Source organism: Agrococcus phoenicis, from assembly GCF_047302415.1.
GTDB lineage: Bacteria > Actinomycetota > Actinomycetes > Actinomycetales > Microbacteriaceae > Agrococcus.
On the sequence record NZ_CP154854.1, the window covers coordinates 2,305,270 to 2,329,493 of the forward strand.

Here is a 24,224-nt window from a genome sequence, read left to right on the forward strand (position 1 = left end):
CCCGAGGAGCCCCCATGACCGACACCACCAGCGCATCCACCCCGCAGCGCACCGCCGTCATCACCGGCGCCACGAGCGAGCGCGGCATCGGCATGGCCGTCGCCGACCGCTACGCCCGAGAGGGCTGGGCCGTCGTGATCCTCGACCTCGACGCCGAGCGCTCCGCGCAGGTCGCGCGCGAGATCGGCGAGCGCCACGGCGTGCCCGCCTTCGGCACCGCGATCGACGTGGCCGACGAGGCCGCGGTCGCCGCCGCGCAGGCCGCCGTCGAAGCCGAGGTGGAGGCGGGCCGCCTGCCCGTGGTCGGGGCGCTCGCCAACGTCGCCGGCATCACCTCGCCCGTGCCGTTCCTGGAGACGACGCTCGAGCTCTGGAACACGGTCATGGCGGTCAACGCGACCGGGACCTACCTCGTGACGAAGGCGTTCCTGCCCGGCATGCTCGAGGCCGGCTGGGGCCGCATCGTCACCATGTCGTCCGTCTCGGCGCAGCGCGGCGGCGGCGTCTTCGGCAAGGTGCCCTACTCGGCCGCGAAGGCTGCGGTGCTGGGCTTCACCAAGGCGCTCGCGCGCGAGATCGCCGACTCCGGCGTCACCGTCAACTCGGTCACCCCCGGCGCGGTGGACACGAACATCCGCGTCGGCGCGACCGCCGAGTCGGAGGCGAGGCTCGCCGCCGACATCCCCATCGGCCGCGTCGCGTCGACCGATGAGATCGCCGCGGTCTTCGCCTTCCTCTCGAGCCCCGACGCCTCCTACCTGCAGGGCACGAACATCGACATCAACGGCGCGAGCCACCTCCACTGAGCCGGACCCGGCGCAGCGACCACGTTCGACGACTCAGGTACGGTGACCGCATGGCCCTCGATGCACAGTTCAGCACGCTCGGCGCGATCGAGCGCGTCACGAGGCGCGAGCTGATCCTCGACCGCCTGCGCGAGGCGGTGACGACCGGCGAGCTGCCGCAGGGCACCCACCTGGCCGAGACCGAGCTGAGCGCATCGCTCGGCGTCTCGCGCGGCACGCTGCGCGAGGCGCTGCGCCACCTCGAGGAGGAGGGGCTGCTGTCGAAGGATGCCCGCGGTCGCCTGTCGGTGCGCGTCGTCACGCCGGCGGAGGTCCGCGACATCTTCGAGGTGCGCTTCGCCCTCGAGTCGCTCGCGGCCGAGGCGGTCTGCGTGCGCGACGACCTCGACGTGATCGTCGCCGAGCTGCGGGTGGCGCTCGAGCGGCTCGCCAAGAGCGAGGAGGGCCCGATCGCCGACCAGGTCGCCGCCGACCTCGCCTTCCACGAGCGCATCTGCGTCGCGAGCGGCAACCAGACGCTCGTGGAGTCCTGGCGGCGCGTCAGCGGCCTCGCTCGCGCGGTCATCACCGCGGCAGGGCGCGACACCGCGATCGCGAACATGGCGGCCCGCCGCCACGAGCCGATCGTGGACGCCATCGCGTCCGGCGACGCCGTCGCGGTGCGGGCGGTGCTGCGCGAGCACAACGACAGCGCGCGCGAGACGATCATGGCGCGGCTCGACGCCGCGGCCTGAGGCAGCCCGCCGAAGCCGCGGGCTCAGTCGCGCAGCACCTGGCGGTAGACGCCCGTGTGGTCGAGGCCGCCGTCGCCGGCCGCCGATGCGTCCGCGAACAGCGCGAGCGCGGTCTCGGCCGCCCGCAGCCGGATCCCGGCCGCAGCCGCAGCCTGCTGCGCGTAGCGCAGATCCTTCACCTGGTAGTCGATCGTGCCGCCGGGCGCGAACCCCTCGGTGATCCAGTGGTGCCGCTTCTGCCGCAGCGCCTCGCTGCCGGCGAGGCCGGAGCCGAGCGCATCGGCCAGCACCGCAGGGTCGATGCCGCTCGCGCGCGCGAGCGCGAAGGCTTCCGAGAGCGCCGCGATGGTCTCGGCGACCACCAGCTGGTTGCAGAGCTTCGTGACCGCGCCGGCGCCGGTCGGCCCCATGTGCGAGACGAGGCTCGCGCAGGGCTCCAGCACCTCGGCGAGCTCGGCGGTCTGCGCGGCCGAGCCGCCGACGAAGATGCTGAGCCGCCCCTCGGCAGCGCCCAGCACGCCGCCCGACATGGGCGCATCCACCACCTCGACCCCGTGCGGCGTGAGCCGGATCGCGAGCTCGCGCAGCGCCACCGCCGAGACGGTGCCCATGACGACGAGCATGGGTCGGTCGACGGATGCGCGGCGCCACCCCGCGAGCAGGCCGTCGGGGCCGTCCAGCAGCGCCCGCACCTCCGGCAGGTCGGGCAGCACGGTCAGCACCACCTCGGCCGCGGCCTCGGCGGGCGTCGCCGCGACGCTGACCGACGGCGCCTCGGCCGCGAGCGCGTGCGCGCGCGGCGCGCTCCGGTTGTGCACCGTGAGCGCGCCGCGCGCCGCGAGCAGGCGAGCCATCGGCAGGCCCATCGCTCCCAGCCCGATGAGGCTGAGCGAGCGCGTCATGCCGCTGCGGCCGCCGCGAGGGCCTCGGTCTCGCGCCGCAGCTCGATCGCCTGGTCGAGCGAGGCGTCGACCTCGACGTCTGCCCAGCGCACGCTCTCGCCCTGCTTGATGTCGCGCTTGAGCGGCACGTGGTGCGCGAGCGCGACCGGCAGGTAGCCCTCGGCGACCGACGTGCGGGCCGAGACGAGCTTGCCGTAGACCGCGAAGCCGCCCTCGCCGTCGAGCGTGTCGCCGGCTGCCAGATCCTTCTTCGCCGTGGCCACGACATCCGCGGTGAACCCGACGGCCGTGCCGGTCGCGACGCCGCGCAGCACGGCGTTGGCGATCGAGACGTTCAGCTCGAGGCCGACGTAGTGGTACGGGCGGTAGAGCGCGGCGTACTGCCCGGTGGGGTCCGGGTGCCAGGGGTACTCCTGGAAGCACTCGGCGACGTAGTCGTTCGTGGCCTTCACGACGACGAAGACGCCCTCCTGGGTGTTGTGGGGGATCCAGTCGCCCTCGCGCGTGTAGCTCGACATGACGTCGACGGTGCCCTCGTGCGAGAGCACGCCCCCGACGGACTCCGGGCGGCAGACCGTCGCGATCTCCTCCAGGTTGCCGGGGGTGAAGCTCAGGCCGGCGTCGCTCGGCACGAGCGCTGCGGCATTGGCGACGGCTGCCATCTCGATCGCGGCCTTCGTGCCGTCGCGGAAGGAGGTGTGCATGTAGGGGTTCAGCTGCCCCGACTGCTTCAGCTCCTCCGAGAACTCCCAGTGCTCCCAGACGTTGTCGGGGTTCATCTGGTTGTAGCCGGGCAGGTACTTCGCGCCCTTGCCGGCGCACACGACGTCGAAGCCGGAGGTGCGGGCCCAGTCCACGAGCTCCCAGATGAGCGCCGGCTGGTCGCCGAAGGCCATCGAGTAGACGACGCCGGCGTCGGCGGCGCGCTTCGCGAGCGCGGGCCCGGCCAGCGCATCCGCCTCGACCGTCACCATCATGACGTGCTTGCCGGAGTCGATCGCGGCGAGCGCGTGCTTGATGCCGACGATCGGGTTGCCGGTCGCCTCGACGATCACGTCGATGTCGGTGGCGAAGAGGTCCATCGCGTCGGCGATGACCGCGGTCTTGCCCTCGCTCAGCTCGTCGACCGAGTCGACGACGTCCTCCGCCGGCCAGCCGACGCGGGCGAGCGACTCGCGGGCTCGCGCCGTGTTGATGTCGGCGATCGCGCGCACGCGCACGCCGGGGATGTTGCGGGCCTGCGAGAGGTACATGGTGCCGAAGCGGCCGGAGCCGATGAGGCCGACGGTGATCGGCCGGCCTTGTGCCTCGCGCTCCTTGAGCAGCTCGTGCAGATTCATGGTGTCACTCCTGTGGTGTGGGATGCGCGTGGTGGTCGGTGCGTGCCGGAGCACGACGGATGGTGCAGCGCCGCCTGGGTGCTCGGCGCAGCGCGGGTGCTCCGGGGGGATGGAGCGGGCGGCGGGGGCCCGAGGGGACGGGCCCCCGCCGTCGCGTCACATGCCGCGGATCTGCTCCACCCAGGTCTGCACCTGGTCGGGCAGGCCGTCGACGACGGGCTGCGTCGCCTCGATCCAGGCGTCGCGGTCCTCGACCTCGTGGAACTCGGCGCCGCCCTCCTCGAGCTGCGTGCGGTAGTCCTCGAGGTTCGTGACCGTGTTCTCGGTGTACTCCTGGCCCACCTCGGCGGCGACCTCCTGGATGGCCGTGCGGATGTCCTCCGGGTACGCCTGCAGCGCCTCGTCCCACATCAGGAAGTGGTAGTTGGCGAACATGTGGTCGGTCATCGCGATGTGCGGGGCGACCTCGTGGATCGAGTTGAACAGGATCGCGTCGAGCGGGTTCTCCTGCCCGTCGAGCACGCCCGACTCGAGCGCCGAGTAGACCTCGTTGAACGGCAGCGCCTCGGCGCGAGCGCCCAGGGCGTTCCAGCTGTCCATCATCGTCTGCGCGCTGGGCGTGCGGATGGTGAGGCCCTGGAGGTCCTCGAGCGACGTCACCGGCTCCTTGGTGGTGAGCTCGCGCGAGCCGCGGAACATGTTGCCGAGCGTCGCGTAGCCGGAGGCCTCGGTGACGGCCGTCTGGATCTCGGAGCCGAGCTCGCCCTCCCACACCTCGAAGAACTGCTCGTCGCTGTCGTAGAGGAACGGGGCGGTCTCGACGGAGGCGAGGTCGGTGTATGCCTCGAGCGAGAGGAGCGACTCGATGACGATGTGCGTGCTGCCGATCTGGAGGCCGTCGATCATCTCCTCCCAGGTGCCGAGGGTGGAGTCGGAGTGCACCTCGACGGTGACGCGGCCGTCGGTGGCCTCCTCGATCCGCTCGGCGAACTGCTCGGCAGCCCACTGGCGAGGGTCCGTGGTGGATCCGGCGTGGCCGAGCACGAGGTTGTAGGTCTCGTCCCCGGTCCCGGCTCCGCCGCTGGCAGCGGGGTCGCCGCCAGAGGCCGAGCAACCGGTGAGGGCGAGGGCGACGATGCCCACACCCGCGAGGGTCTTGATGGAGTTGCGCATGGCGTGTTCCTTCCTAGGGGCTTGCAGGAGCATCACTCGGCGCTGACCGACAGCAGCGACGGCAGCCAGAGCGAGATCTGCGGGATGTAGGTGATGAGGATCATGTAGATGAGGCCGCACAGCAGGAACGGCCACGAGGCGCGGATGGCGGAGACGAACTTCACCTTCGCGATCTCGGAGGAGAGCATCAGCGCGATGCCCACCGGCGGCGTGATGAGGCCGATGCCCAGGTTGACGACGATGATGATGCCCAGGTGCACGGGGTCGACGCCGAGCTCGGTGAGCACGGGGTAGAGGATCGGCGTGATGATGATGAGCGCTGCGTTCGCCTCGATGAACATGCCGGCGATCAGCAGCAGGATGTTCACGAGGATCAGCAGCACGATGAGGTTGTCGCTGAAGGCGAAGATCGCGTCGGCGGCCGCCTGCGGCACGCCGCCGGAGGTCAGCGCCCACGAGTAGAGCTGCGCGGCGGCGAGCACCAGCATGATGAGGCCGACCATCAGCGACGACTCGGCGAGCGAGGAGATCAGCTTCTTGAGCGTCAGCTCGCGGTAGATGAAGATGCCCACGAGCAGCGCGTAGACGACGGCCACGGCCGAGGCCTCGGTGGCGGTGAACCAGCCGAAGCGGATGCCGCCGAGGATCAGCAGCGGCAGCAGCAGCGCCGGCGTCGCGCCCCAGAGCGACTTCCAGAACGGCGGGCGCTCGGCCGGCGGCGTCTTGCCGATCAGGTCGAGGTTGGCCGTGTTCGCCTGCAGCTCGTCGGTGAAGCCCTGCTTGCGCACCGTCAGGTGCACCGTCACCATCACCATGGCGATGTAGAGGATGGCGGGCACGATGCCGGCGAAGAAGAGCTGGCCGATCGAGGTGCCCGAGACGACGCCGTAGACGATCATCGTGATCGAGGGCGGCATGATCGGCGCGACGATGGGCGCGGCGGCGGTGACGGCGGCGGAGTACGCGGCCTTGTAGTCGCGGGCCTTCATCGCCGGGATCAGGATGCGGCCGAGGCTCGAGATGTCGGCGACCGCGGAGCCCGAGATGCCGCCGAAGAAGAGCGCGGAGAGCACGTTGGTCTGCGCGAGCCCGCCGCGCATCCCGCCGACGATGGAGTCGGCCAGGTTCAGCAGTCGCTTCGTGATGCCGCCGGCGTTCATGATGCCGCCGGCCAGGATGAACAGCGGGATCGCGAGCAGCGCGAAGGGCGTGATGCCGGCGACGATGCGCTGGGCGCCGATCGCGAGCGGGGTGTCGGTGACGAGCCAGAGCGTCAGGAGCGAGGCGATCGCGAGCGCGAAGCCGATGGGCACGCGCAGCAGCATCGCCGCGCCGAAGTTGCCGAGCAGCAGAGGACCCATCAGAGCTCTCCCTTCACCATCGTGTCGTCTTCGGATTGGAACAGCACTGCGGAGGGCAGCGGGTCGACGTCGGGGTCCGGCTCTCGCACGAGCCGCCACCAGGCCTCGAGCGCGAAGATCGCCGAGATGGTGCAGCCGACGGGCACGGCGAGCGAGATGAGGCCGAAGGGCAGGTCGATGCCGGGCATGGTGCGGCGCATCGCGCTCGGCAGCGCCTCCATGCCGAAGATCACGAGCGCCACGAGCGTCCCGAGCACGAGTGCGCTGGCGATCGTCGTGATCGTGATCCGCAGCCAGCGCCGCTCCGGCACGTACTCCCAGATGTCGAGCACCATGTGGCGGCCCTGGCGCACGCCGAGCGAGATGGCGAGCATCGAGAGCCAGACGAAGGCGAGCGAGGCGACCTCGACCGTCCACGAGGCGGAGTCGCGGGTGATGTAGCGCGTGAGCACCTGCCAGCTCACGGCGAGCGTGATGACGGCCAGTGCGATGACGCACGCCCACTGGACGACGCGGTCGAGCAGGGTCAGGCTGCGCTCGAGCAGTGCTGGCATGTTCGCTCCTTTGCGAAATGGTCGGCTAGGCCGTGATGAGTGAAGCAAGGCGGATGCGCCGCTGTCAACAGTCGGACTGTCATCAGTTACGGGATCGTTACGGCTGCTCGGCGCGGAACTCGGCCTCGAGCTCGCGCCGCACCTTGACGGCCGACAGCGACGCATCCACGTCGACGTCGGCCCAGCTGACCGTGCCGCCCTTCGGCACGTCGCGCACGAGCCTGGCGCTGTGCGCGAGGCCGAGCGGCAGCGCCTCGTGCTCGAGCGAGAAGCTGGCGGGCCGCAGCGTGCCGTACACCGTGAAGCCGCCCTCGCCGTCGAGCGTCTCCCCCGCCGCGAGGTCGCGCTTCGCGGTCGTGGCGACATCGCCGCGGAAGCCGGTCGGGGCTCCCGTCGCCTCGCCGCGCAGCACGGCGCTGGCGATCGAGACCCCGAGCTCGAGGCCGATCATGTGGTACGGCCGGTAGAGGGAGCCGATGCGGCCGGTGGAGTCGGTCTTGACGCCGTACTCGGCGAAGCACTGCACGGCGTAGTCGGTCTTCGCCTCGAAGGTCACGTAGACGCCCCAGCGGAGGTCGCGCTCGACCTCGCTGCCGTCGCGGTGGAGGCTGGAGGCGATCTCGACGGTGCCCGCGTGGTCGAGCGAGCCGCCCAGCGAGCGCGGCCGGAAGACGTGCGGCAGGTCGTCGACGCCCGCGGGCGGGAAGGCGAGCCCGTCGAGCTGCGGCATGAGCCCGGTGCCGTTGGCGACCGCTGCCATCTCGATCGCCGACTTCGTGCCGTCGAGGAAGGAGTTGAACATCTTGGGGTTGAAGTCGCCGGAGGCGAGCTGCTCGTCGGTGAAGCCGTAGAAGTCCCACACCGTGTCGGGCGTGGAGTCGTGGTACTCGGGCAGGTACTTCGTGCCCTTGCCCGCGGCGATGACCTCGAAGCCGACGGTGCGGCACCAGTCGACGAGCTCGGAGATGAGGGCCGGCTGATCGCCGTAGGCCATGGAGTAGACGACGCCGGCCGCGGCGGCCCGGCGCTGCAGCAGCGGGCCGACCATGCAGTCGGCCTCGACGTTGACCATGATCACGTGCTTGCCGTTGTCGATCGCCGCGATCGCGTGGTCGGTGCCCACGAGCGGGTTGCCGGTGATCTCGAGGATCACCTCGACCGCGGGGTGCGCGATGAGGGCCATCGAGTCGTCGACGACTGCCGTCAGGCCGGTGCGGGCCGCCTCGTCGAGGCTCGTCGCCGCGAAGCGCTCGGCGCTCCAGCCGGTGCGCTCGAGCGCAGCCTTCGCCTTCGGCACGTCGATGTCGGCGACGCCGACCACGTGCAGCTCGGGGGTCACCGAGGCCTGCGTCAGGAACATCGATGCGAACTTGCCTGCCCCGATCACCCCGACGCGGATCGGGCCGGCGTCCGCGGCGCGGCGCTGCAGCAGCGTGTGCAGGTTCATGACTGCTCCTTTGCAGTGGCGTGACCCGAGGCGGGTGTTTGATTGTTGACAGTAGAACGTAAGCCGCGCGCTGTCAACCGCTCGTGGCTTCGCCGGCTCCGTCCGCCGCAGGTCCTGGCGTGGCAGCGGCGCGGGCGATCACCGCTCCGCGCGCGACCGAGCCACAGCCCGGGCGGCCGAGCCGGCGCCTGCGCGAGCAGCCCCGAACGGCGTCAGAGCGCGGTGGTCGACGCCACGCGATCGATCCGCTCGCGCATCGCGCGCAGCGAGAACACGAGACCGGCGGCGCCGGAATCCGGCTGCGGCTTCGCGATCGCGTGGGCGTAGAGCGCGTCGATCGCCTCGCCCGCGGCGAAGGAGGCGTCCGCGACGCCCTCCTCCTGGACCCACGACCGCAGGTGCGCGCTCAGGGCGGCCAGCGCATCCGCCGTCAGCGCACGCTCCGCCTCGTCGATGTGCACCTCGATCGGCGTGCCCCAGGCTGCGCTCGAGATCGTGTCGAGCACGTCGATCATGCGGTGCACGATGGCGCGCAGCGCCGCCAGCTCGTCGCGGTCCCGGCTGAGGTCGTGCGCGCGCCACAGGGTGCGCGGGTTCAGGCGCTGGCTCTCGCGCGCCTGCACCATCTCATCCTCGAGATCCGCGATCCAGACCTCGAGCTCGTGGCCCCACTCGAGCCAGTGGCGCTGCTCGGGCGGCCAGTCGCCCCGCAGCAGGTCGGTCAGCGCGTCGGCCCGATCGGCGAGGGAGCGCGTCGCGATGCGCAGGCGCTCGCGCGCCTGCCGGTCATAGAGGGGCGGGCGAGCGATCGCGTTGACGAGCACGCCGACCACCAGCCCGAGCGTGAACTGGCCGACGTACGCGACGGCGTAGCCGTCGGGATCGATGCGGCCGAACATGAGCACGAGCAGTGCCGCCACGGGTACGTAGCTCGCACCGGCGCCGAGCGCGCCCGCGCCGGGGAGCAGCACCGCGATCGCCGCGATGATGCCGATCTTGACGAGGGCCGGCATGTCGAGGTTGAACAGCGCGAGCCCGATCGCCGCGCCGATCGCCAGCGCCACCGTCTGCTGCAGCGCGGCGCGCGCGATGCTGAAGAGGTTGGTGCCGATCGCCACGAAGGCGCCGAGGGCTGCAGCGTAGGCGTACTCGGCGATGGGGCCGGGCAGCAGCGTGCCGACCAGGAACGCGCCCATCGCCGCAGCTGCGGCGCGCAGCGCGTTGACGACGCGGCCGGGCGGGAACCAGGCTGCGAAGAAGGCTCGCATCCGCACGGTGCGGGCCGCGCCAGCGGCGTCCTGCGGGTCGAGCGAGTGCACGCGGGGAGCTGTCACAGAGCCACGCTAGCCCTCACGCCGCACATTTGTCCCCCAAGTCGTCGCGCGGACCCGGGTCGCGACGCAGGGCCGCCCCGACGAGGGACGGCCCTGCATGCACTGCCGCTGGGGGTGGGCTGCCCCGTCACGGCAGCATCTGGCGCGCGAGCGCATCGAGGCTGCGCTGCTCGCGAGCCTCGACGGCCGCCTGGTGGGCGCGAGCCTCGCGGTTGCGCTGCTCGTCGATGTGGGCCTGCATGGCCCAGCGCTCGAGCAGGCGCGATGCGCGCAGTGCGAGCCGGCGCGGAGCCGGCAGCACGAGTGTCATCGATGACATGGTTGTCTGCTTTCTGGCATGGCGATATCGCCCCTGTTCATGGGCGTGCAATATCGCAGGATGAAATGCGAATTGAGCGCGCGGCCAGCGACCCGGCGAATGGGCGCGGATGCGCGAATTGCGACGCGCGTGTCGATCACGACCCGAATCGGGTCGCGGGCGACCCGTGGAGGGTCACGCGAGCACGGCGGCGCGTCAGCGGTCTGTCAGGAGGTCGACGCAGGGGGAGCAGGCCAGTGATGGCCCGGCAGTCACAGAGCCGAGGTGGCTCCGGTGACGTTCAGCCGCTGCGCTCTCCCGCTAGGAGACCCCACCCGGAAGAAGGGCTCCAGCGGTCAGGATGATCGTGTCAAACATCGCGAGCTCCTCCTTTCTCGTGGCGTGGAAGTTCGCATTGACGAATATAGGGCGTGCGCGGCGCGAATTGCAAGCGGATGCACAGATTCGATCGAAAACTGCTCCCCTGTCCCCCGTTTCGGCGCTGTGGAGAACTCGGAGGCGCGCCGGTTCGCCTCGCGTAACCTGCCCGCATGCTCGGACGGCTTGGATCTGGTCTCGCACTCGCTTCGATCGCGATGCTGCTGCTCGCGGGCTGCGCGCCGGAGGAGCCGACGACCGAGGAGGTCAGACCACAAGTCGAAGAGGCTTTCGACGGCTTCCAAGAACTCGTCGCCGAACAGCTCTCGACCCGACAGATCGACGCTTCGGGGCTCGAGGAGTACGCCACCCCGGAAGTTGCCCAAACATGGTCCTCCGACCTGCAGCGACTGCTCGAGTCGGGGTACACCAGTTCTGGACGGCCGACGCTCACCAATGTCGTGGTCTTGGGCGAGTCTTCTGGAGTGCTGACGACGCAACTCTGCACGGACGGCTCCGCGATCGAGACGATAGACGCTGAAGGCAACACCATCGCGCCTGCTGAGCTCGTCGCTTGGGACGCTGAGTTTGCCCTCACCGAAGGAGGCGATCGATACCTGCTCGCTTCACTTGAGCCGATCGCCGAGGACGAAGTATGCGTCAGGTAGTCGCAAACCTGATCTTGTTACTAGGCCTCCTAAGCCCGGACCTTCTTGCGACCAGTTCTAGTGGCTGCTCCGCGATGGATGTTCAGTTCGGTACCTGCGTCATCGACCCCTCGAGCGGCCAGCTCGTCATCGGCGGATCGATCGTCCGCCCGGCTCCGCCGCCCGATGCCGACGGGGCTGGTGGCGGCAGCGGCGGTGTCGGGGCCGCCGCTCCGGTGGGCGCGGATCGGCCCAACCTCAGCGCGCCCTGCCAGCGGTGGACAGACGTTCCAGGACTCTGCTTCCTGCATTCGATCACGCTGCCACCGCCGGGCGGATCCGATGATGACCCTGCCGAGCCCGCCGGGCCGGTCGACACCGCGGTGCGACCGATCACGATCAGCGACCTGGCCTCCTTCACCCCGCTCGTCGGCGAGCTGATCGTCGAGCCCGACGGCTGGGGCGTCGTCGGTACGCCGACGAACTTCTACGCGACCGCCGAGACGCACACGATGGATGGCACGCTGTTCGACGCGCCCCTCAGAGTGCGCTGGACACCGACCTCCTACCGCTTCGACTACGGCGACGGGACGGTCGAGGAGACCACAGCCGCTGGCGCTGCCTGGCGAGGCGCGGAGGAGGCGTGGACCGAGACGACCACCAGCCACGCGTATGCGACGACGGAGGATGTGACCGCATCCGTCACCGTCATCTTCACCGCGGAGGTCGACGCCGGCGGTGGCTGGTTCAGCGTGCCAGGGTCGTTGCCGGTGGACGCGCCGCCCGTCAGCGTCAAGGTCTTCCAGGTCGACACCGTGCTGACCGACGGCGACTGCCGCGCGAATCCAGCAGCACCCGGCTGCGGCTGACCGCAGCCGACCGCGGGCGACGAGCGGCGGCTTGCCGAGCCTGCAGCGCGAGGCGGCCTCCGCCGCATCCACCCTGGCCCCGTAGAGTCGCGGCATGAGCACGAGTCTGGGATGGGGAATCCTCGGCGCCGGCGGCATCGCCGGCGCCTTCGCACAGGACCTGGCCACCGGCGGCCACCGAGCAGCGGCGGTCGGCAGCCGCAACGGCGAGCGAGCACGCGCGTTCGCCGCGAAGCACGGCATCCCGGCGGCGCACGAGGGCTACGAGGCGCTCGTCGCCGACCCGAGCGTCGACATCATCTATGTCGCGACGCCGCATTCGCACCACCTCGAGCACGCGCTCCTCGCGATCGAGGCCGGCAAGCACCTGCTCATCGAGAAGGCCTTCACCACCACCGGTGACGACGCCCAGCGCCTGGTGGATGCCGCTCGCGCCAAGGGCGTGTTCGTGATGGAGGCGATGTGGACGCGCTTCCTCCCGACGATGGTCGCCGCGCGCGAGCGCGTCGCCGCGGGCGATCTCGGCGAGGTCGTGAGCGTCGTCGCCGATCACTCGCAGATGCTCGACCTCTCCCCCGGCAGCCGGTTGATCGAGCCATCGCTCGGCGGCGGGGCCCTGCTCGACCTCGGCGTGTACTGCGTCTCGCTCGCGCACGCGTTCCTCGGGCCGGTCGCGCGCATCCGAGCCGCCGGCGTCGTCGATGACGCCGGCGTCGACCACCGCGGCGCGGCGATCCTCGAGCACGCGCGCGGCGGGATCTCCTCGCTGACGTTCTCCATGGAGACGCTCGGCTCGAACCGCGCCACCATCGCGGGCACCGAGGGGGTGATCGAGCTCGATCCGTCGTTCTACGCCTGGACCGCCTACGCGCGACGCCACGCCTCCGACCGCGACACGGTCGCCGAAGCCTTCGAGCCGCAGCTCGAGGGCCGCGGCATGCAGTTCCAGGCTGCCGAGGTGGAGCGCTGCATCACGGCAGGCCGGCTCGAGAGCCCGACGATGCCGCTCGACGAGACCGTCGCGATCATGCGCGTGATGGACGAGGTCACGGCGCAGATGCGCGCGGCCCGCTGACGCGAGCGCGAGCCGTGGGCGCGCTGCGAGCGGCGGCTCCGCTGCGCGCTCGCCGCCGCCGCTGCTAGCTCGCTGCCGCCTCCCGCGCCGCGATGCGCTCTTGCACCTCGGGGCGACGCAGCGGCGGCACCGTCTTCGGTGGCTGCTTGCGCTCGGGCAGCTCGTCGAGCAGGTGGTGGGTGACGTGCGCGATCTCGGCGACGGCCCGCTCGAAGGCCTCGCGCGTGCGCTCGGACGGATGCGTGATGCCAGACACCTTGCGCACGTATTGCCGCGCGGCCGCCTCTACCTCGGAGTCGTCGGCAGCCGGCTCGAGCCCGCGGAGCGTGGTGATGTTCCTGCACATGGCGACCACGCTAGGCGCGTGCGCGCGCGAGCGCCAGGGCCTCGTCGTGCCCGATGCGCCAGGTCAGTGGTGGCGCCGAACCTGCGTGCGATCGGCGAGCCCGGATGCTCTCCACAGCCTCCTCCCACGACCCGCCCCGTGTCGGTAGCACGCGGTACTCTTCGAACATAGATTCGAACTGCTACAAGCGGGTGTGGTGCGCGGCGTGAGCACGAGGAGGCGAGCATGGCGAAGGTCCGGGAGGCAGCGGTGGCCGTCGAGGCGGCGCGCGCGGCCTTCGCCGGTGCGGCCGAGCTCGCGAGCGCATCGCGCCAGGAGGTCGCGGATCTGCTGGCGCTGCACGCGCAGCTCCTGCGGCTCGTCGAAGCGCAGAGCGTGCGCCTCGCAGGCGAGATCGCTCAGCGCTCGACTGGCCCCGATGACGAGTCGATCTGCCGCCTGCTGGGCGCCACGACGCCCCGCGCGGCGATCGCGGCAGCCTTCGGCATCCGCAGCCGCGACGCGAGCGAGCTGCTCACGATGGCAGCGGCCACCGCGCCGGCGACGAGCCTGAGCGGCAGCGACATCCCTGCCCGCTACCCCCGGGTCGGCGAAGCGCTCGACGGGGGCACCATCTCGCTCGCGCAAGCGCGCGCCATCGTCGCCACCCTCGAACCTGCGGCGTCGCGTGCCGACCTCGACGAGCTGGCGTGGGCCGAGGGCTGCCTGGTCGATGCGGCGATCGACGCCGATGCGCCGCTCGTGCCTGAGCTGCTGATCGCGCAGGGCCGCGCCTACGTCGCGGTACTGGATCCCGACGGCGTGCTGCCGACCGACGAGCTCCTCCGCGCGCAGCGATCGCTGCGGCTCTGGCGGCGACGCGACGGCGGCTGGCGCATGCAGGTGGATTCGCCGCCCGAGGACGGGTCAGCGATCCAGGCGCTGCTCGACGCCATGACATCGCCGAGGAGGGCCGTGCGGTTCGTCGATGACCCGGTCGGTGCCGAGGACGGCGCAGGCGACGCCACAGCCGAGCCGGCGGGCGACGGCGGGCAGCACGCGCCGCCTGTGGACGGTCGCACGCTGGCGCAGCAGCGCCACGACGCGCTCATCGGCGTCGTGCACGCCTTCGCCGCCTCGGGCGACGCGCCCGTCGCTGGCGGTGAGCCGCCACGGCTCGTCTTCGTCGGCTCCATCGAGGCGTTCGATGCCTACCGCCAGGGCGCCGCTCACCGCGACCGGGCGCTCCGGATCGAGCACACCGGCGCGATCGTGCCCATCGAGACCGTCGGCCGACTGCTGTGCGACGCCGTCGTGCAGCGCACGGTCGTCGACAGCGAAGGTCATGTGCTCCACCTCGGGCGCGAGCAGCGCACCTTCAGCAGCAAGCAGCGTCGCGCGCTCGGCGTGCAGTATCGGGGCTGCGGAAACGCGGCATGCGGGGCGCCCGTGAGCTGGAGCGAGGCCCACCACGTCCGGTGGTGGCGCGACGGAGGCCCGACCGACGTCGACAACGGCATCCTGCTGTGCAGCCACTGCCACCACGAGGTGCACGCCGGTCGACTCGTCGTCGTCGGCACCCCCGGTCACTGGCGGGTCGTGTCGCAGCTGCGGCCGTCGAGCAGATCCGCGCGCAGCTCGCGGGCGCAGGTGCTCGCGCCAGTGACGTCGGCCTGCGCTGCCGATGCCTCGGCGCCGCTGGCAGTCAGGCTGCCGGATGCCGCGGCTTCACCAGACACCGCGCCCCTACCGGAGACCCTGGCCCAGCCGCCCAGCGACCTGTCGCCGCCAGCCGATCGGTCGCGAAGAACAGCTGCTCGCAGATCAGCCGATCGGTCGCACCGCCCAGCGACCACGCGACGCTCGCGCTCGCGAGCGCGCCACGGACCGCCGGGTCAGCTCTCCTTGGTGATCTCCACCGAGACGAACAGCTGGCTCTTCCCCGCACCCGCGTACACGCCGCGCAGCGGCGGCACGTCGTTGTAGTCGCGGCCGAGCCCGACCTTCACGTGCCGCTCGCCGATGTCGATCAGGTTCGTCGGATCCCACGCGTTCCACTCACCCGTGAACCACTCGACCCACGCGTGCGACTCGCCGCGGATCGTCTCGCCGATCTGCGCGTTCGGCTTCGGGTGCAGGTAGCCGGAGACGTAGCGCGACGGGATGCCGACCGACCGCAGCGCACCGATCGTGATGTGCGCGATGTCCTGGCAGACGCCCTTGCGGTTCGCCCACGCCTCAGACGCCAAGGTGTGCACGTGCGTCACGCCCGACATGTACTCCATCTGCTCGCCCACCATGCGGGCGATCGCGGCGGCGGCGACGCCCGGCGTCTCCGACGCATCCTTGATCTCCTGCGCTGCCGCCACGAGGTCGGCGGTCGGGCGCGTGCGCACCGTCTGGCCGAGCTGCTCGACGTACTGCGTCGCGCGCTGCGCGACCTTCTCCAGCTGCTCCCACGTCAGATCCCGGCCGCCCGTGAGGCGCGGCCGCACCTCGACGAGGCTCGTCGCCGTCAGCTGCAGCTCGGTGTGGGGCGCCAGCACATCGAACGAGACGACCGTCGTGCCCCAGTAGTCCTCGTAGGTGTTGACCGACGTGTTCGGGCGGATGTCGAGGTTCGAGTAGATGACGAACTGCCCATCGCTCGTCGACGGCAGCATGCGCGACTCGTTGTAGCTCGCGACCGCGGGCTGCTCGTAGCGATACCCGGTGGTGTGACGGATGCGGATGCGGCTCACGATGCCTCCTTCGTCCAGGCGGGCATGTTGTGGGTCGGGAAGTAGCGCTCCCGCACCGCGTTCGAGACGGCAGTGGTGGTGGTCTGCACCTTGTCCATGACGGTGGGGAGGTCGTCGATGATCTCCTGGATCGGCCGGAACTCGAGCTCCGATCGGATCTGCCCGAGCATCCGCTCCGCCGCCCCGACGTAGCCGACGCGCTCGCGCCGCGGCTCGATGTCCTCCAGGCACTGCTCGGCGCCGCGCACCGAGAACAGGATCGAGCGCGGGAACAGGCGATCCAGCAGCAGGAACTCTGCGGCGTTCGTGCTCGACGGCACACCGCGGTAGGTGCGCAGGTAGGCCTCGTAGGCGCCCACCGAGCGCAGGATCGTCGTCCACGACGGCCCGGAGGCCTCGGTCAGCGCGCGCGTCGCGAGCAGTCGCGCGACCATGTCGGCGCGCTCGATGTAGCGGCCGAGCGTGAAGAAGCTCCACGCGTCGTCGCGGCTGGAGGTGGCGTCGGCCATGCCGCTCGCGAGCGCGGCCCGCTCGCGCACCCAGCCGAACATCGTGTGCACCTGCTCGTTGTTGATGCGCCGCGGCATGTTGGCGTAGGTGGCGTTCAGCACCTCCCACAGCTCGGTCGAGATCGTCTCCCGCGCACGCCGGGCGTTCTCGCGCGCGGCGTTCACCGAGTAGGCGATGGATGCGGTCTGCGTGCGGTCGATGGCGAGGAAGTTCACGACGTCGGCGCGCGAGAGCTTGCGCTCCGGCGGCGCCTCGTGGCCCATGACCCCGAGCAGCGCGCGGCAGGCGGTGTCCTCGTCGACGGCGACATCCTCGAGCAGCAGCTGGAGGTAGACGTCGAGGATTCGGGCAGTGCCGTCGGCGCGCTCGATGTAGCGGCCGATCCAGAACAGGCTCTCGGCGATGCGGCTGAGCATCATGCTCGGTCTCCCTGCTGCGACGGCGGCTGCGTCTGCTGCTGCTGCGATTCGGACTGCCCGGTGCGGCGCGGGGCATCCTGCGGCGACTGGTCCTGCGGGTGGTCGCTGCCGGTGATGACGCTGATCGGGCGCGTCATCGGCTCGCCCGACGCGCCGAACTCGGCGTCGTGATCGACCACCGGGATCTGCTCGCGAGCGCCGGCGAGCACCCAGGTGTCCTTCGATCCGCCGCCCTGCGACGAGTTGACGACGAGCTGCCCCTCCGGCAGCGCGACTCGGGTGAGCCCGCCCGGCAGCACCCACACGTCCTTGCCGTCGTTGACGGCGAAGGGGCGCAGGTCGACGTGGCGGGGCCGCACGCCGTCCTCGACGAGCGTCGGGATGGTCGAGAGCTGCACGACCGGCTGCGCGATCCAGCCGCGCGGGTCGGCGAGCAGGCGCTCCTTGAGCTGCTCGAGCTCCTCCTCGGTGGCGTCAGGCCCGACGACGAGGCCCTTGCCGCCCGAGCCGTCGACGGGCTTCACGACGAGCTCGCTGAGCCGCGGCAGCACCTCGTCGAGCACGCCGGGCTCCTCGAGCCGCCACGTGTCGACGTTCTTCAAGATCGGCTCCTCCGAGAGGTAGTAGCGGATGAGCTCCGGCACGTACGTGTAGACGAGCTTGTCGTCGGCGATGCCGTTGCCGACCGCGTTCGCGATCGTGACGTTGCCGAGCCTGGCCGCGAGCATGAGCCCGGGGCTGCCGAGCATCGAGTCGGCGCGGAACTGCAGCGGGTCGAGGTAGTCGTCGTCGACGCGGCGGTAGATGACGTCGACGCGCGCCGGCCCCTCCGTCGTGCGCATGTAGACGCGGCCGCCCGAGGTGAACAGGTCGCGCCCCTCGACCAGCTCGACGCCCATCAGGCGCGCGATGAGCGTGTGCTCGAAGTAGGCGGAGTTGTAGACACCGGGCGTCAGCACCACCACGCGCGGATCGTCGACGCCCGCGGGCGCGGCGTTCCGGAGCGCGTGCAGCAGCTTGTCGCAGTAGTCGCCGACGGGGCGCACGCGCATCGACGAGAACATCTCGGGCAGCGTCTGGGCGATCACGCGTCGGTTCGACATCACGTAGGAGACGCCGGAGGGCACGCGCACGTTGTCCTCGAGCACGCGCCACTCGCCATCCTGATCGCGGATCAGGTCGATGCCCGAGACGTGGATGCGCACGCCGTTCGCACCCACGACCCCCGCGGCCTGCCGGTGGAAGTGGGTCGAGCTGGAGATCAGCTTCGCGGGGATGATGCCGTCCTCCACGGCGCGCTGCGGGCCGTACATGTCGGCGAGGAACGCCTCGAGCGCTCGCACGCGCTGCTGCACGCCCGACTCGACGTGCTTCCAGTCCTGCGCGGTGATGATGCGGGGGATCGCGTCGAGCGGGAACGGCCGCTCCTCGCCGGCGAAGTCGAAGGTGACGCCCTGCGCGAGGTAGGAGGAGGCGAGCGCGTCGGCGCGGGCTCGCAGATCGGCCTTCGTCATCTCCGACAGCGCGTCGTGGAGCGGCTTGTAGGAGGCGCGCGGCGCCCCGTGCCCCTCGAACATCTCGTCCCAGGGCTCACCCTGGCGCTTGCGCGGATTCTCGAAGGGCTTGTCGTAGTCCTCGAACAGATCGCCCATGCCCGCGAGCCTAGTGGGGGGCCGCCTGAGCGCAGTGCTCGCGCACGTGCCCCGGCTCGACGTCGATGTGCAGCTCGCCGCAGTGGTCGTCGCGCGCGAGCGCGTCAGCGCGTGCGCGCCGAGCGCAGGATGCGCTCGGTCGCGGTCTCCATGTGGCGCCGCATCGCGAGCCCCGCAGCGGCGGCATCGCCGGCGATGATCGCGTCGGCGACCGCGATGTGCTCGCGGATCGCCTGCTGCATGTCCTCCTCGCGATCGACGGCGTGCTCGAACCACACCCGCAGCAGCGAGCGGGCGGTCGACAGCAGGTCGTCGAGGATCGGGTTCTTGGCCATGGCGGCGATGTGCTGGTGGAAGGCGACGTCTGCGTCGACGTAGGCGCGCTTGCCGATGTGGTCGCGCTGGGCCTGGATGAGCGCGCGCAGCCGCTCGGCGTCCTGCGGCGTCACCACCTGGGCGGCGCGCTCGGCGGCGGCGAGCTCGAGCGCGGACCGCACGAAGGCGAGCTCCTCCATCTGGTCCTGATCGAGCAGCAGCGACCACGAGAGCGTCTGGGGCAGCAGCTCGGACGACGAGGCGCGCAGGTACGTGCCGCTGCCGGCCCTCGTGACGACGATGCCGAGCACCTCGAGCGCCGCGAGCGCCTCGCGCACCGCGGAGCGCCCCACGCCGAGCGCCTCCGAGAGCTTGCGCTCCGGCGGCAGGCGATCCCCCGCCGCCATGTGGTCGCCCAGCAGCATGCTCAGCAGCTGCTGCGCGACCGAGCCGCTCACCGATGGCACGACGTCGGCGCTGCGCAGCGTCTCCAGCATCGATTCGTGGTTCACGGGATGACTGTAGCCCGCGCGCCGTCAAAATTGGTCAACCGGTTGCGCAATCGCGCGCGGAGTACTAGCGTTTCGCAGACGGCGGCCGACGACGTGCGCGCCCGCCACCACGACGAAGGCGTTGACGAGGTGCAGCAGTGAAGATCGGAATCGGCTCCTACGCGCTGTTCTGGGAGTGGCACGACCACCCGAGACCGCTGAGCATCGAGGCGATGGTGGATCGGGCCCGCGACCTCGGCTGCGACGTCTTCGAGATCTGCGACGACCCTCGGATCGAGGCGTACGACGCCGACGCCCTCGCAGCGCTCCGCGACCGCGCAGAGGCCGCCGGCATCGCGCTGCAGCTCGGCACCCGCGGCATCGCGCCCGCCCACCTCGCCGCACACCTCGACATCGCGCGGGCGCTCGGCGCCCGCGTGCTGCGCTCGATGGTGCAGCAGGGCGACGCCGAGCGCGGAGCCGCCCACATCGTCGACCTGCTCGCGCAGAGCACCGCGGCGCTCGAGGCCGCCGACGTCACGCTCGCGCTCGAGACCTACGAGCAGATCCCGACCCCGCTGCTCCTCGCGGCGATCGAGGCCGTCGACTCCGACCGCATCGGCATCTGCCTCGACCCGGCCAACGTCGTGGCGGCGCTCGAGCTGCCGAACGACGTGATCGACGCCGCCGCATCGCGCACCGTCGACCTCCACGTGAAGGACTTCGCGTTCGCCCGCCAGGAGGGCTGGGTCGGCTTCACCTACTCCGGCGCGCGCATGGGCGAGGGCCAGCTCGACCTGGCGCGCGAGCTCGCCGCCGTCTACGCCGACGGCCGCTCCCCCGCCGCCATCGTCGAGCACTGGCTCCCGTGGCAGGGCGACAGCGCGACCACGGTCGCCATGGAGCGCGACTGGACCGACGCGACCCTCGCAGCGCTGCGCGCATCCGCCGTCGCCGTCGCCGTCGCCGACGCCGACGCCGACGAGCAGACCCACCACCCCGATCAGACCCCCAACCGCAAGCAAGGAGACCCCCAGTGAGCAAGGAACTGAACCCGCTGTTCGGCAAGCAGGTCGAGCTCGACCCGAACCTGACGGTCGCCGTCATCGGCGCCGCCGGCAAGATGGGCATGCGCGTGTCGAACAACCTGGACCTGACCGACGCGACCATCCACTACACCGAGGCCTCCGAGGCCGGTCGGGCCCGGCTCCAGGAGCTCGGCCGCGTCGCGTCGAGCGTGGACGAGGCCGTCCCCGACGCGGACGTCGTGATCCTGGCGGTGCCGGATGTGGTGCTCGGCAAGGTCTCGGAGCAGGTCGTGCCGCTGATGCGCTCCGGCGCCGTGCTGCTCACGCTCGACCCGGCCGCCGCGTACGCGGGCCTGCTGGCGTCCCGCGACGACGTGCACCAGGCGTGCGCGCACCCCGCGCACCCCTCGATCTTCCTCGAGCGCACCACGGTCGAGGAGTACGCCGACACCTTCGGCGGCATCGCGGCCGACCAGGAGGTCGTCGCGGCGTTCGAGGGCGACGACGAGGCGGCGAAGGCGCGCACCGAAGCGGTCGTGCGCGCGATCTACGCTCCCGTGATCGACGTGCACTGGGTGACCGTGAAGCAGCTCGCGCAGCTCGAGCCCACGCTCGTGGAGACCACGGCCTGCATGATCGGGCAGTTCCTGAAGGACTCGATGGATCACGCCATCACCGAGGTCGGGATCCCCGAGAAGGCCGTCAAGGCGCTCTTCTACGGCCACATCGGCATCGCGCTCACCAACGCGCTGCGCGGCTCGAACCCGTTCTCCGAGGCCTGCCTCGAGGCGATGGACTACGGGCGCGACGCCATCATCAAGGACGACTGGAAGCGCATCTGGGATGACGAGGACCTCGACATCGTGCTCGCCAAGATGCTGAAGCTCGACTCGATCGAGCGCTGACCATGGATCCCGTCTTCCTGATCATCGTCGCGGTCGCCTCGATCGCCGTCCTGCTGTTCCTCGTCATGCAGCTCAAGTGGCCGGCATACCTCGCGCTGCTGGCGGTCGCCGTGCTCACCGCGCTCGTCAGCGGCATCCCCGTGCAGGAGGTCATCCCGACCGTCATCGAGGGCATGGGCAGCACGCTCGGCAGCGTCGCCCTGCTGGTCGGGCTCGGCGCCATGCTCGGCGGCATCGTCGAGAAGACCGGCGGCGCCGAGCTGATCGCCACCAGGGCGGCGAAGCTGCTCGGCAAGGAACGCCTCGGACCGGCGCTGCTGATCGCCTCCGCGATCGTCGCGATCCCGATCTTCTTCGACGTCGCCTTCATCATCCTCGTGCCGATCATCTTCAGCTTCGCGAAGGCCGCGGGCCACAAGAGCCCGATCTACCTCGGCGCGCCCGTCGCCGTGCTGATGGTCTTCATCCACAACGCGGTGCCGCCGCACCCCGGCATCGTCGGCTCGACGACGCTGCTCAACCCGGACGTGATGGGCCTCGTCACGATCCTCGGCCTCGCGCTCGCCGTGCCGATGGCGTTCGTCATCTGGTTCGTCAACAAGCGGATCGCCCCGGCCGGCGGCTGGCAGATGTCGCCGCAGATCGCCGAGAAGTACGCGACCGCGGGCGCCGCCGACTTCAGCACCCCGGGCGCGCCCGGCGGCTCGGGCGCCGTCGCGACCGGCACGGCGACCGCGACCGGCACCTCGACCGAGACCGCGACGGCGCAGCGCCGCATCACGACGCCGAGCGCGGGCATGGTCATCGCGCTCATCCTGCTGCCCATCGTGATGATCGCGATCGGCACCGTCGGCAAGCTGATCGTCGAGCCGGAGACGCCGGTCGCCAACGTGCTCGCCTTCATCGGCGCGCCGGGCTTCGCGCTGCTCGTGGCGTGCATCCTCGCGATGTACATCCTCGGCGTGCGGCACGGCTGGGGGAAGCAGGACATGAGCGACCTCATGGACTCCGCGCTCGCTCCCGCCGCGATCGTCGTGTTCGTCACGGGTGCCGGCGGCGTCTTCGCCCGCGTGCTCACCGAGTCGGGCATCGGCGACGCCGTCTCGGGCATGCTCGTCTCGGCCGGCGTGCCGATCGTGCTGCTCGCCTTCCTGCTGGCGCTCATCTTCAAGGTGGCGCAGGGCTCCGGCACGGTCGCGACGCTCACCGCTGCGGGCCTCGTGCAGTCGACCGTCGCCTCGGGCGGCTACGCCGACTTCCAGGTCGCCCTCATCATCCTGGCGATCGCCATGGGCTCGGTCTCGCTGTCGCACATCAACGACTCGGGCTTCTGGATCGCCACGAAGTTCCTCGGCCTCTCGGTCGGCGGCGGCCTGCGGACCTGGACCCTGATGTGCACGATCGTCGGGTTCCTGGGCATGGCGATCATCGCGGTCGCCTGGTTCGCGACGGCCGGGCTCTTCTAGCCGGGCGCTTCGGCACCCGGCATAGGCTTGCCGGGTGCCGAAGCCCAGCCCCGCAGACCTCGCGCGCGCCGAGGCGCTCATCGCCCTGACGCCCGACTTCCCGAAGCCCGGGGTCCTGTTCCGCGACATCGCGCCGGTGCTGAGCGACGCGGATGCGCTGCGGTGCGTCACCGAGGCGCTGTCCGCGCCGTTCGAGGCGGGCTTCGACCTCGTCGCCGGCGTCGAGGCACGCGGCTTCCTGCTGGCCGGCGCGGTCGCGGCGCGCTGCGGCACCGGCCTCCTCCCCATCCGCAAGGCGGGGAAGACGCCGGCGCCCACCGCATCCGTCGACTACGCCCTGGAGTACGGCACCGCGACGATCGAGGCGGCCGGCGACCTCACCGGCCGCCGCGTGCTGCTCGTCGACGACGTGCTCGCCACCGGCGGCACGCTGCGCGCCGCGATCGATCTCGTCGAGCGGCTCGGCGGCGCGGTCGCGGGCGTCGCGGTGATCCTCGAGCTGACCGACCTCGGCGGGCGCAGCGCCGTGCCCGAGGCGCACGCGGTCTTCAGCGCCTGACGCCTCGCGACCGCGGCGGCCTCAGTGCATCGCGATGGTCTCCACCGTGCGCAGACCGTCGCGGATGAACCGGTTCGCGTGCGCCGCGAGGTCGTCCGAGTCGTCCCAGAGGTTGCGCCAGATGCCGAGCGAGCGCGTCAGCTGCTCGTCGACGACGGCGCTCGAGAACGACTCGAAGACCACCGGGCCGTCGTAGTGGGCGCGCGCGAGGCCGCGGAAGAGCCCGTCGAAGTCGACCGAGCCCGAGCCGAGGTAACCGCGGTGGCTCTCGCCGATGTGCACGTAGCGCAGGCGATCGCCGGCATCGAGCACGGGCTCGAGCATCCCCGACTCCTCGATGTTCATGTGGTACGTGTCGAGGTGCAGGTGCACGTTGTCGTGCCCGATCTGCTCCAGGAACCGCAGGCCCTCGCGCGCCGTGTTGCAGATGTTGGTCTCGTAGCGGTTCACGACCTCGAGCGACAGCTGCACGCCGCGCTCCGCCGCGTAGTCGCCGAGCCGCCGCAGCGCCGCGGCGCTGTGCTCGCGGTTGCGATCGGTGGCGACCTGGCCGTACTTCTGCAGCGCGGAGTAGATGACGCCGCAGAGGTCGGTGCCCTCGACGTGCGCGAGGATGTCGATCGCTCGCATCAGCAGATCCTCGCCGCGCTGCACGACCGCGGGGTCCTCGCTCGAGATGTCGGTCTCGGCCGTGAGCCCGAGCGACGAGGTCATGGTGATGCCGGTGTCGGCGAGCACCTGCGCCGCGACCTCCTCGTCGAAGGAGAAGGGATCCATCAGCGGCATCTCGATGAAGTCGAAGCCGGCGCGCTGCACCCCCTCGATGGCGGTGCGGATGCCCGACTCGTCGAACGAGCCGGAGAACACGAAGCCGTGGCAGCCGATGCGCATGGTG

24 protein-coding genes are annotated in these 24,224 nt (G+C 71.1%); 10 read left to right on the top strand and 14 right to left on the bottom strand.

All coding sequences use genetic code 11. The annotated features are described in order from the left end of the window. Window positions 1-14: 14 nt before the first annotated feature. Both AA0Z99_RS11020 and AA0Z99_RS11025 read left to right on the top strand, forming a co-directional pair. The gene (locus AA0Z99_RS11020; RefSeq protein ID WP_413317304.1) at window positions 15-806 is read left to right on the top strand and encodes an SDR family NAD(P)-dependent oxidoreductase; all 792 of its coding nucleotides are present in this window, start codon (window positions 15-17) and stop codon (window positions 804-806) included. A 50-nt stretch (window positions 807-856) separates the two neighbouring features. Beyond that, window positions 857-1,540: a GntR family transcriptional regulator gene (locus AA0Z99_RS11025; RefSeq protein ID WP_413317306.1), complete on the top strand. Its 684-nt coding sequence runs from the start codon at window positions 857-859 to the stop codon at window positions 1,538-1,540. Window positions 1,541-1,563: 23 nt separating this feature from the next. Here AA0Z99_RS11025 and AA0Z99_RS11030 read toward each other — a convergent pair whose 3' ends face one another. The 8 genes from AA0Z99_RS11030 to AA0Z99_RS11065 form a co-directional block, all read right to left on the bottom strand. After that, window positions 1,564-2,442, bottom strand: a complete 879-nt coding sequence (locus AA0Z99_RS11030) for an NAD(P)-dependent oxidoreductase (RefSeq protein WP_413317308.1) — start codon at window positions 2,440-2,442, stop codon at window positions 1,564-1,566. Then, window positions 2,439-3,782 (bottom strand): NAD(P)H-dependent oxidoreductase, encoded by a 1,344-nt coding sequence (locus AA0Z99_RS11035; RefSeq protein ID WP_413317310.1) that lies wholly within the window; start codon window positions 3,780-3,782, stop codon window positions 2,439-2,441. The genes AA0Z99_RS11030 and AA0Z99_RS11035 overlap by 4 nt, the downstream gene beginning before the upstream one ends. A 156-nt stretch (window positions 3,783-3,938) precedes the next feature. Beyond that, window positions 3,939-4,955 carry a DctP family TRAP transporter solute-binding subunit gene (locus tag AA0Z99_RS11040; protein WP_413317312.1) on the bottom strand — a complete coding sequence of 339 codons (1,017 nt, stop codon included), beginning with the start codon at window positions 4,953-4,955 and terminating at the stop codon, window positions 3,939-3,941. A gap of 32 nt (window positions 4,956-4,987) precedes the next feature. Continuing rightward, the gene (locus AA0Z99_RS11045) at window positions 4,988-6,316 is read right to left on the bottom strand and encodes a TRAP transporter large permease (protein WP_413317314.1); all 1,329 of its coding nucleotides are present in this window, start codon (window positions 6,314-6,316) and stop codon (window positions 4,988-4,990) included. Next, window positions 6,316-6,870 carry a TRAP transporter small permease gene (locus tag AA0Z99_RS11050; RefSeq protein ID WP_413317316.1) on the bottom strand — a complete coding sequence of 185 codons (555 nt, stop codon included), beginning with the start codon at window positions 6,868-6,870 and terminating at the stop codon, window positions 6,316-6,318. The genes AA0Z99_RS11045 and AA0Z99_RS11050 overlap by 1 nt, the downstream gene beginning before the upstream one ends. A gap of 97 nt (window positions 6,871-6,967) precedes the next feature. Continuing rightward, window positions 6,968-8,317 (bottom strand): NAD(P)H-dependent oxidoreductase, encoded by a 1,350-nt coding sequence (locus AA0Z99_RS11055; RefSeq protein WP_413317317.1) that lies wholly within the window; start codon window positions 8,315-8,317, stop codon window positions 6,968-6,970. 212 nt (window positions 8,318-8,529) lie between these two features. Beyond that, entirely contained in the window at window positions 8,530-9,651 is a 1,122-nt protein-coding gene (locus AA0Z99_RS11060) for an FUSC family protein (protein WP_413317319.1), read from the bottom strand. 127 nt (window positions 9,652-9,778) lie between these two features. After that, complete coding sequence (locus tag AA0Z99_RS11065; RefSeq protein WP_413317321.1) at window positions 9,779-9,970, bottom strand: hypothetical protein; 192 nt, start codon at window positions 9,968-9,970, stop codon at window positions 9,779-9,781. Between the two features lie 530 nt (window positions 9,971-10,500). Between AA0Z99_RS11065 and AA0Z99_RS11070 the strand changes: the two genes are divergently transcribed. The 3 genes from AA0Z99_RS11070 to AA0Z99_RS11080 all read left to right on the top strand — a co-directional run bounded on the left by AA0Z99_RS11070 (window position 10,501) and on the right by AA0Z99_RS11080 (window position 12,918). After that, window positions 10,501-10,995, top strand: coding sequence for a hypothetical protein (locus tag AA0Z99_RS11070; protein ID WP_413317323.1), 495 nt, complete (start codon window positions 10,501-10,503; stop codon window positions 10,993-10,995). Window positions 10,996-11,357: 362 nt separating this feature from the next. Next, on the top strand, window positions 11,358-11,843 hold the full coding sequence (locus AA0Z99_RS11075; protein WP_413317325.1) for a hypothetical protein: 486 nt from the start codon (window positions 11,358-11,360) through the stop codon (window positions 11,841-11,843). Window positions 11,844-11,937: 94 nt separating this feature from the next. Further along, window positions 11,938-12,918 (top strand): Gfo/Idh/MocA family protein, encoded by a 981-nt coding sequence (locus AA0Z99_RS11080; RefSeq protein ID WP_413317327.1) that lies wholly within the window; start codon window positions 11,938-11,940, stop codon window positions 12,916-12,918. Between the two features lie 64 nt (window positions 12,919-12,982). On the opposite strand, the gene AA0Z99_RS11085 is transcribed toward AA0Z99_RS11080, so the two are convergent. Next, a complete protein-coding gene (locus AA0Z99_RS11085) occupies window positions 12,983-13,264 on the bottom strand; it encodes a DUF2277 domain-containing protein (RefSeq protein WP_413317329.1) in 282 nt (93 codons plus the stop codon). A gap of 225 nt (window positions 13,265-13,489) precedes the next feature. Between AA0Z99_RS11085 and AA0Z99_RS11090 the strand changes: the two genes are divergently transcribed. Continuing rightward, complete coding sequence (locus tag AA0Z99_RS11090; protein WP_413317331.1) at window positions 13,490-15,229, top strand: DUF222 domain-containing protein; 1,740 nt, start codon at window positions 13,490-13,492, stop codon at window positions 15,227-15,229. Here the strand turns inward: AA0Z99_RS11090 and AA0Z99_RS11095 are convergent. From AA0Z99_RS11095 to AA0Z99_RS11110, 4 genes are all read right to left on the bottom strand, one after another. Beyond that, window positions 15,139-15,984 carry a transglutaminase family protein gene (locus AA0Z99_RS11095; RefSeq protein ID WP_413317333.1) on the bottom strand — a complete coding sequence of 282 codons (846 nt, stop codon included), beginning with the start codon at window positions 15,982-15,984 and terminating at the stop codon, window positions 15,139-15,141. The genes AA0Z99_RS11090 and AA0Z99_RS11095 overlap by 91 nt on opposite strands. Next, complete coding sequence (locus tag AA0Z99_RS11100; protein WP_413320846.1) at window positions 15,981-16,910, bottom strand: alpha-E domain-containing protein; 930 nt, start codon at window positions 16,908-16,910, stop codon at window positions 15,981-15,983. The genes AA0Z99_RS11095 and AA0Z99_RS11100 overlap by 4 nt, the downstream gene beginning before the upstream one ends. Next, window positions 16,910-18,565 carry a circularly permuted type 2 ATP-grasp protein gene (locus AA0Z99_RS11105; protein ID WP_413317335.1) on the bottom strand — a complete coding sequence of 552 codons (1,656 nt, stop codon included), beginning with the start codon at window positions 18,563-18,565 and terminating at the stop codon, window positions 16,910-16,912. The genes AA0Z99_RS11100 and AA0Z99_RS11105 overlap by 1 nt, the downstream gene beginning before the upstream one ends. A 104-nt stretch (window positions 18,566-18,669) precedes the next feature. Beyond that, window positions 18,670-19,392: a FadR/GntR family transcriptional regulator gene (locus AA0Z99_RS11110; RefSeq protein ID WP_413317337.1), complete on the bottom strand. Its 723-nt coding sequence runs from the start codon at window positions 19,390-19,392 to the stop codon at window positions 18,670-18,672. A gap of 137 nt (window positions 19,393-19,529) precedes the next feature. Here AA0Z99_RS11110 and AA0Z99_RS11115 point away from each other — a divergent pair, with 137 nt between their 5' ends. From AA0Z99_RS11115 to AA0Z99_RS11130, 4 genes are read left to right on the top strand one after another with little or no spacing between them, the layout of a single operon-like run. Continuing rightward, window positions 19,530-20,411 (top strand): sugar phosphate isomerase/epimerase family protein, encoded by an 882-nt coding sequence (locus tag AA0Z99_RS11115; RefSeq protein WP_413317339.1) that lies wholly within the window; start codon window positions 19,530-19,532, stop codon window positions 20,409-20,411. Then, entirely contained in the window at window positions 20,408-21,304 is an 897-nt protein-coding gene (locus AA0Z99_RS11120; protein WP_413317341.1) for a phosphogluconate dehydrogenase C-terminal domain-containing protein, read from the top strand. The genes AA0Z99_RS11115 and AA0Z99_RS11120 overlap by 4 nt, the downstream gene beginning before the upstream one ends. Before the next feature lie 2 nt (window positions 21,305-21,306). Beyond that, window positions 21,307-22,770, top strand: coding sequence for an SLC13 family permease (locus AA0Z99_RS11125; RefSeq protein ID WP_413317343.1), 1,464 nt, complete (start codon window positions 21,307-21,309; stop codon window positions 22,768-22,770). A gap of 34 nt (window positions 22,771-22,804) precedes the next feature. Continuing rightward, window positions 22,805-23,329 (top strand): adenine phosphoribosyltransferase, encoded by a 525-nt coding sequence (locus AA0Z99_RS11130; protein ID WP_413317345.1) that lies wholly within the window; start codon window positions 22,805-22,807, stop codon window positions 23,327-23,329. A gap of 21 nt (window positions 23,330-23,350) precedes the next feature. Here the strand turns inward: AA0Z99_RS11130 and AA0Z99_RS11135 are convergent, their stop codons facing one another. Beyond that, window positions 23,351-24,220: a sugar phosphate isomerase/epimerase family protein gene (locus tag AA0Z99_RS11135; RefSeq protein WP_413317347.1), complete on the bottom strand. Its 870-nt coding sequence runs from the start codon at window positions 24,218-24,220 to the stop codon at window positions 23,351-23,353. Window positions 24,221-24,224 lie beyond the last annotated feature (4 nt).

Coding starts and splice junctions, on each gene's coding strand:
- AA0Z99_RS11020 (WP_413317304.1), top strand. CDS start 15: ATGACCGACACCACCAGCGCATCCACCCCGCAGCGCACCGCCGTCATC.
- AA0Z99_RS11025 (WP_413317306.1), top strand. CDS start 857: ATGGCCCTCGATGCACAGTTCAGCACGCTCGGCGCGATCGAGCGCGTC.
- AA0Z99_RS11030 (WP_413317308.1), bottom strand. CDS start 2,442: ATGACGCGCTCGCTCAGCCTCATCGGGCTGGGAGCGATGGGCCTGCCG.
- AA0Z99_RS11035 (WP_413317310.1), bottom strand. CDS start 3,782: ATGAATCTGCACGAGCTGCTCAAGGAGCGCGAGGCACAAGGCCGGCCG.
- AA0Z99_RS11040 (WP_413317312.1), bottom strand. CDS start 4,955: ATGCGCAACTCCATCAAGACCCTCGCGGGTGTGGGCATCGTCGCCCTC.
- AA0Z99_RS11045 (WP_413317314.1), bottom strand. CDS start 6,316: ATGGGTCCTCTGCTGCTCGGCAACTTCGGCGCGGCGATGCTGCTGCGC.
- AA0Z99_RS11050 (WP_413317316.1), bottom strand. CDS start 6,870: ATGCCAGCACTGCTCGAGCGCAGCCTGACCCTGCTCGACCGCGTCGTC.
- AA0Z99_RS11055 (WP_413317317.1), bottom strand. CDS start 8,317: ATGAACCTGCACACGCTGCTGCAGCGCCGCGCCGCGGACGCCGGCCCG.
- AA0Z99_RS11065 (WP_413317321.1), bottom strand. CDS start 9,970: ATGTCATCGATGACACTCGTGCTGCCGGCTCCGCGCCGGCTCGCACTG.
- AA0Z99_RS11070 (WP_413317323.1), top strand. CDS start 10,501: ATGCTCGGACGGCTTGGATCTGGTCTCGCACTCGCTTCGATCGCGATG.
- AA0Z99_RS11080 (WP_413317327.1), top strand. CDS start 11,938: ATGAGCACGAGTCTGGGATGGGGAATCCTCGGCGCCGGCGGCATCGCC.
- AA0Z99_RS11085 (WP_413317329.1), bottom strand. CDS start 13,264: ATGTGCAGGAACATCACCACGCTCCGCGGGCTCGAGCCGGCTGCCGAC.
- AA0Z99_RS11090 (WP_413317331.1), top strand. CDS start 13,490: ATGGCGAAGGTCCGGGAGGCAGCGGTGGCCGTCGAGGCGGCGCGCGCG.
- AA0Z99_RS11100 (WP_413320846.1), bottom strand. CDS start 16,910: ATGCTCAGCCGCATCGCCGAGAGCCTGTTCTGGATCGGCCGCTACATC.
- AA0Z99_RS11105 (WP_413317335.1), bottom strand. CDS start 18,565: ATGGGCGATCTGTTCGAGGACTACGACAAGCCCTTCGAGAATCCGCGC.
- AA0Z99_RS11125 (WP_413317343.1), top strand. CDS start 21,307: ATGGATCCCGTCTTCCTGATCATCGTCGCGGTCGCCTCGATCGCCGTC.
- AA0Z99_RS11135 (WP_413317347.1), bottom strand. CDS start 24,220: ATGCGCATCGGCTGCCACGGCTTCGTGTTCTCCGGCTCGTTCGACGAG.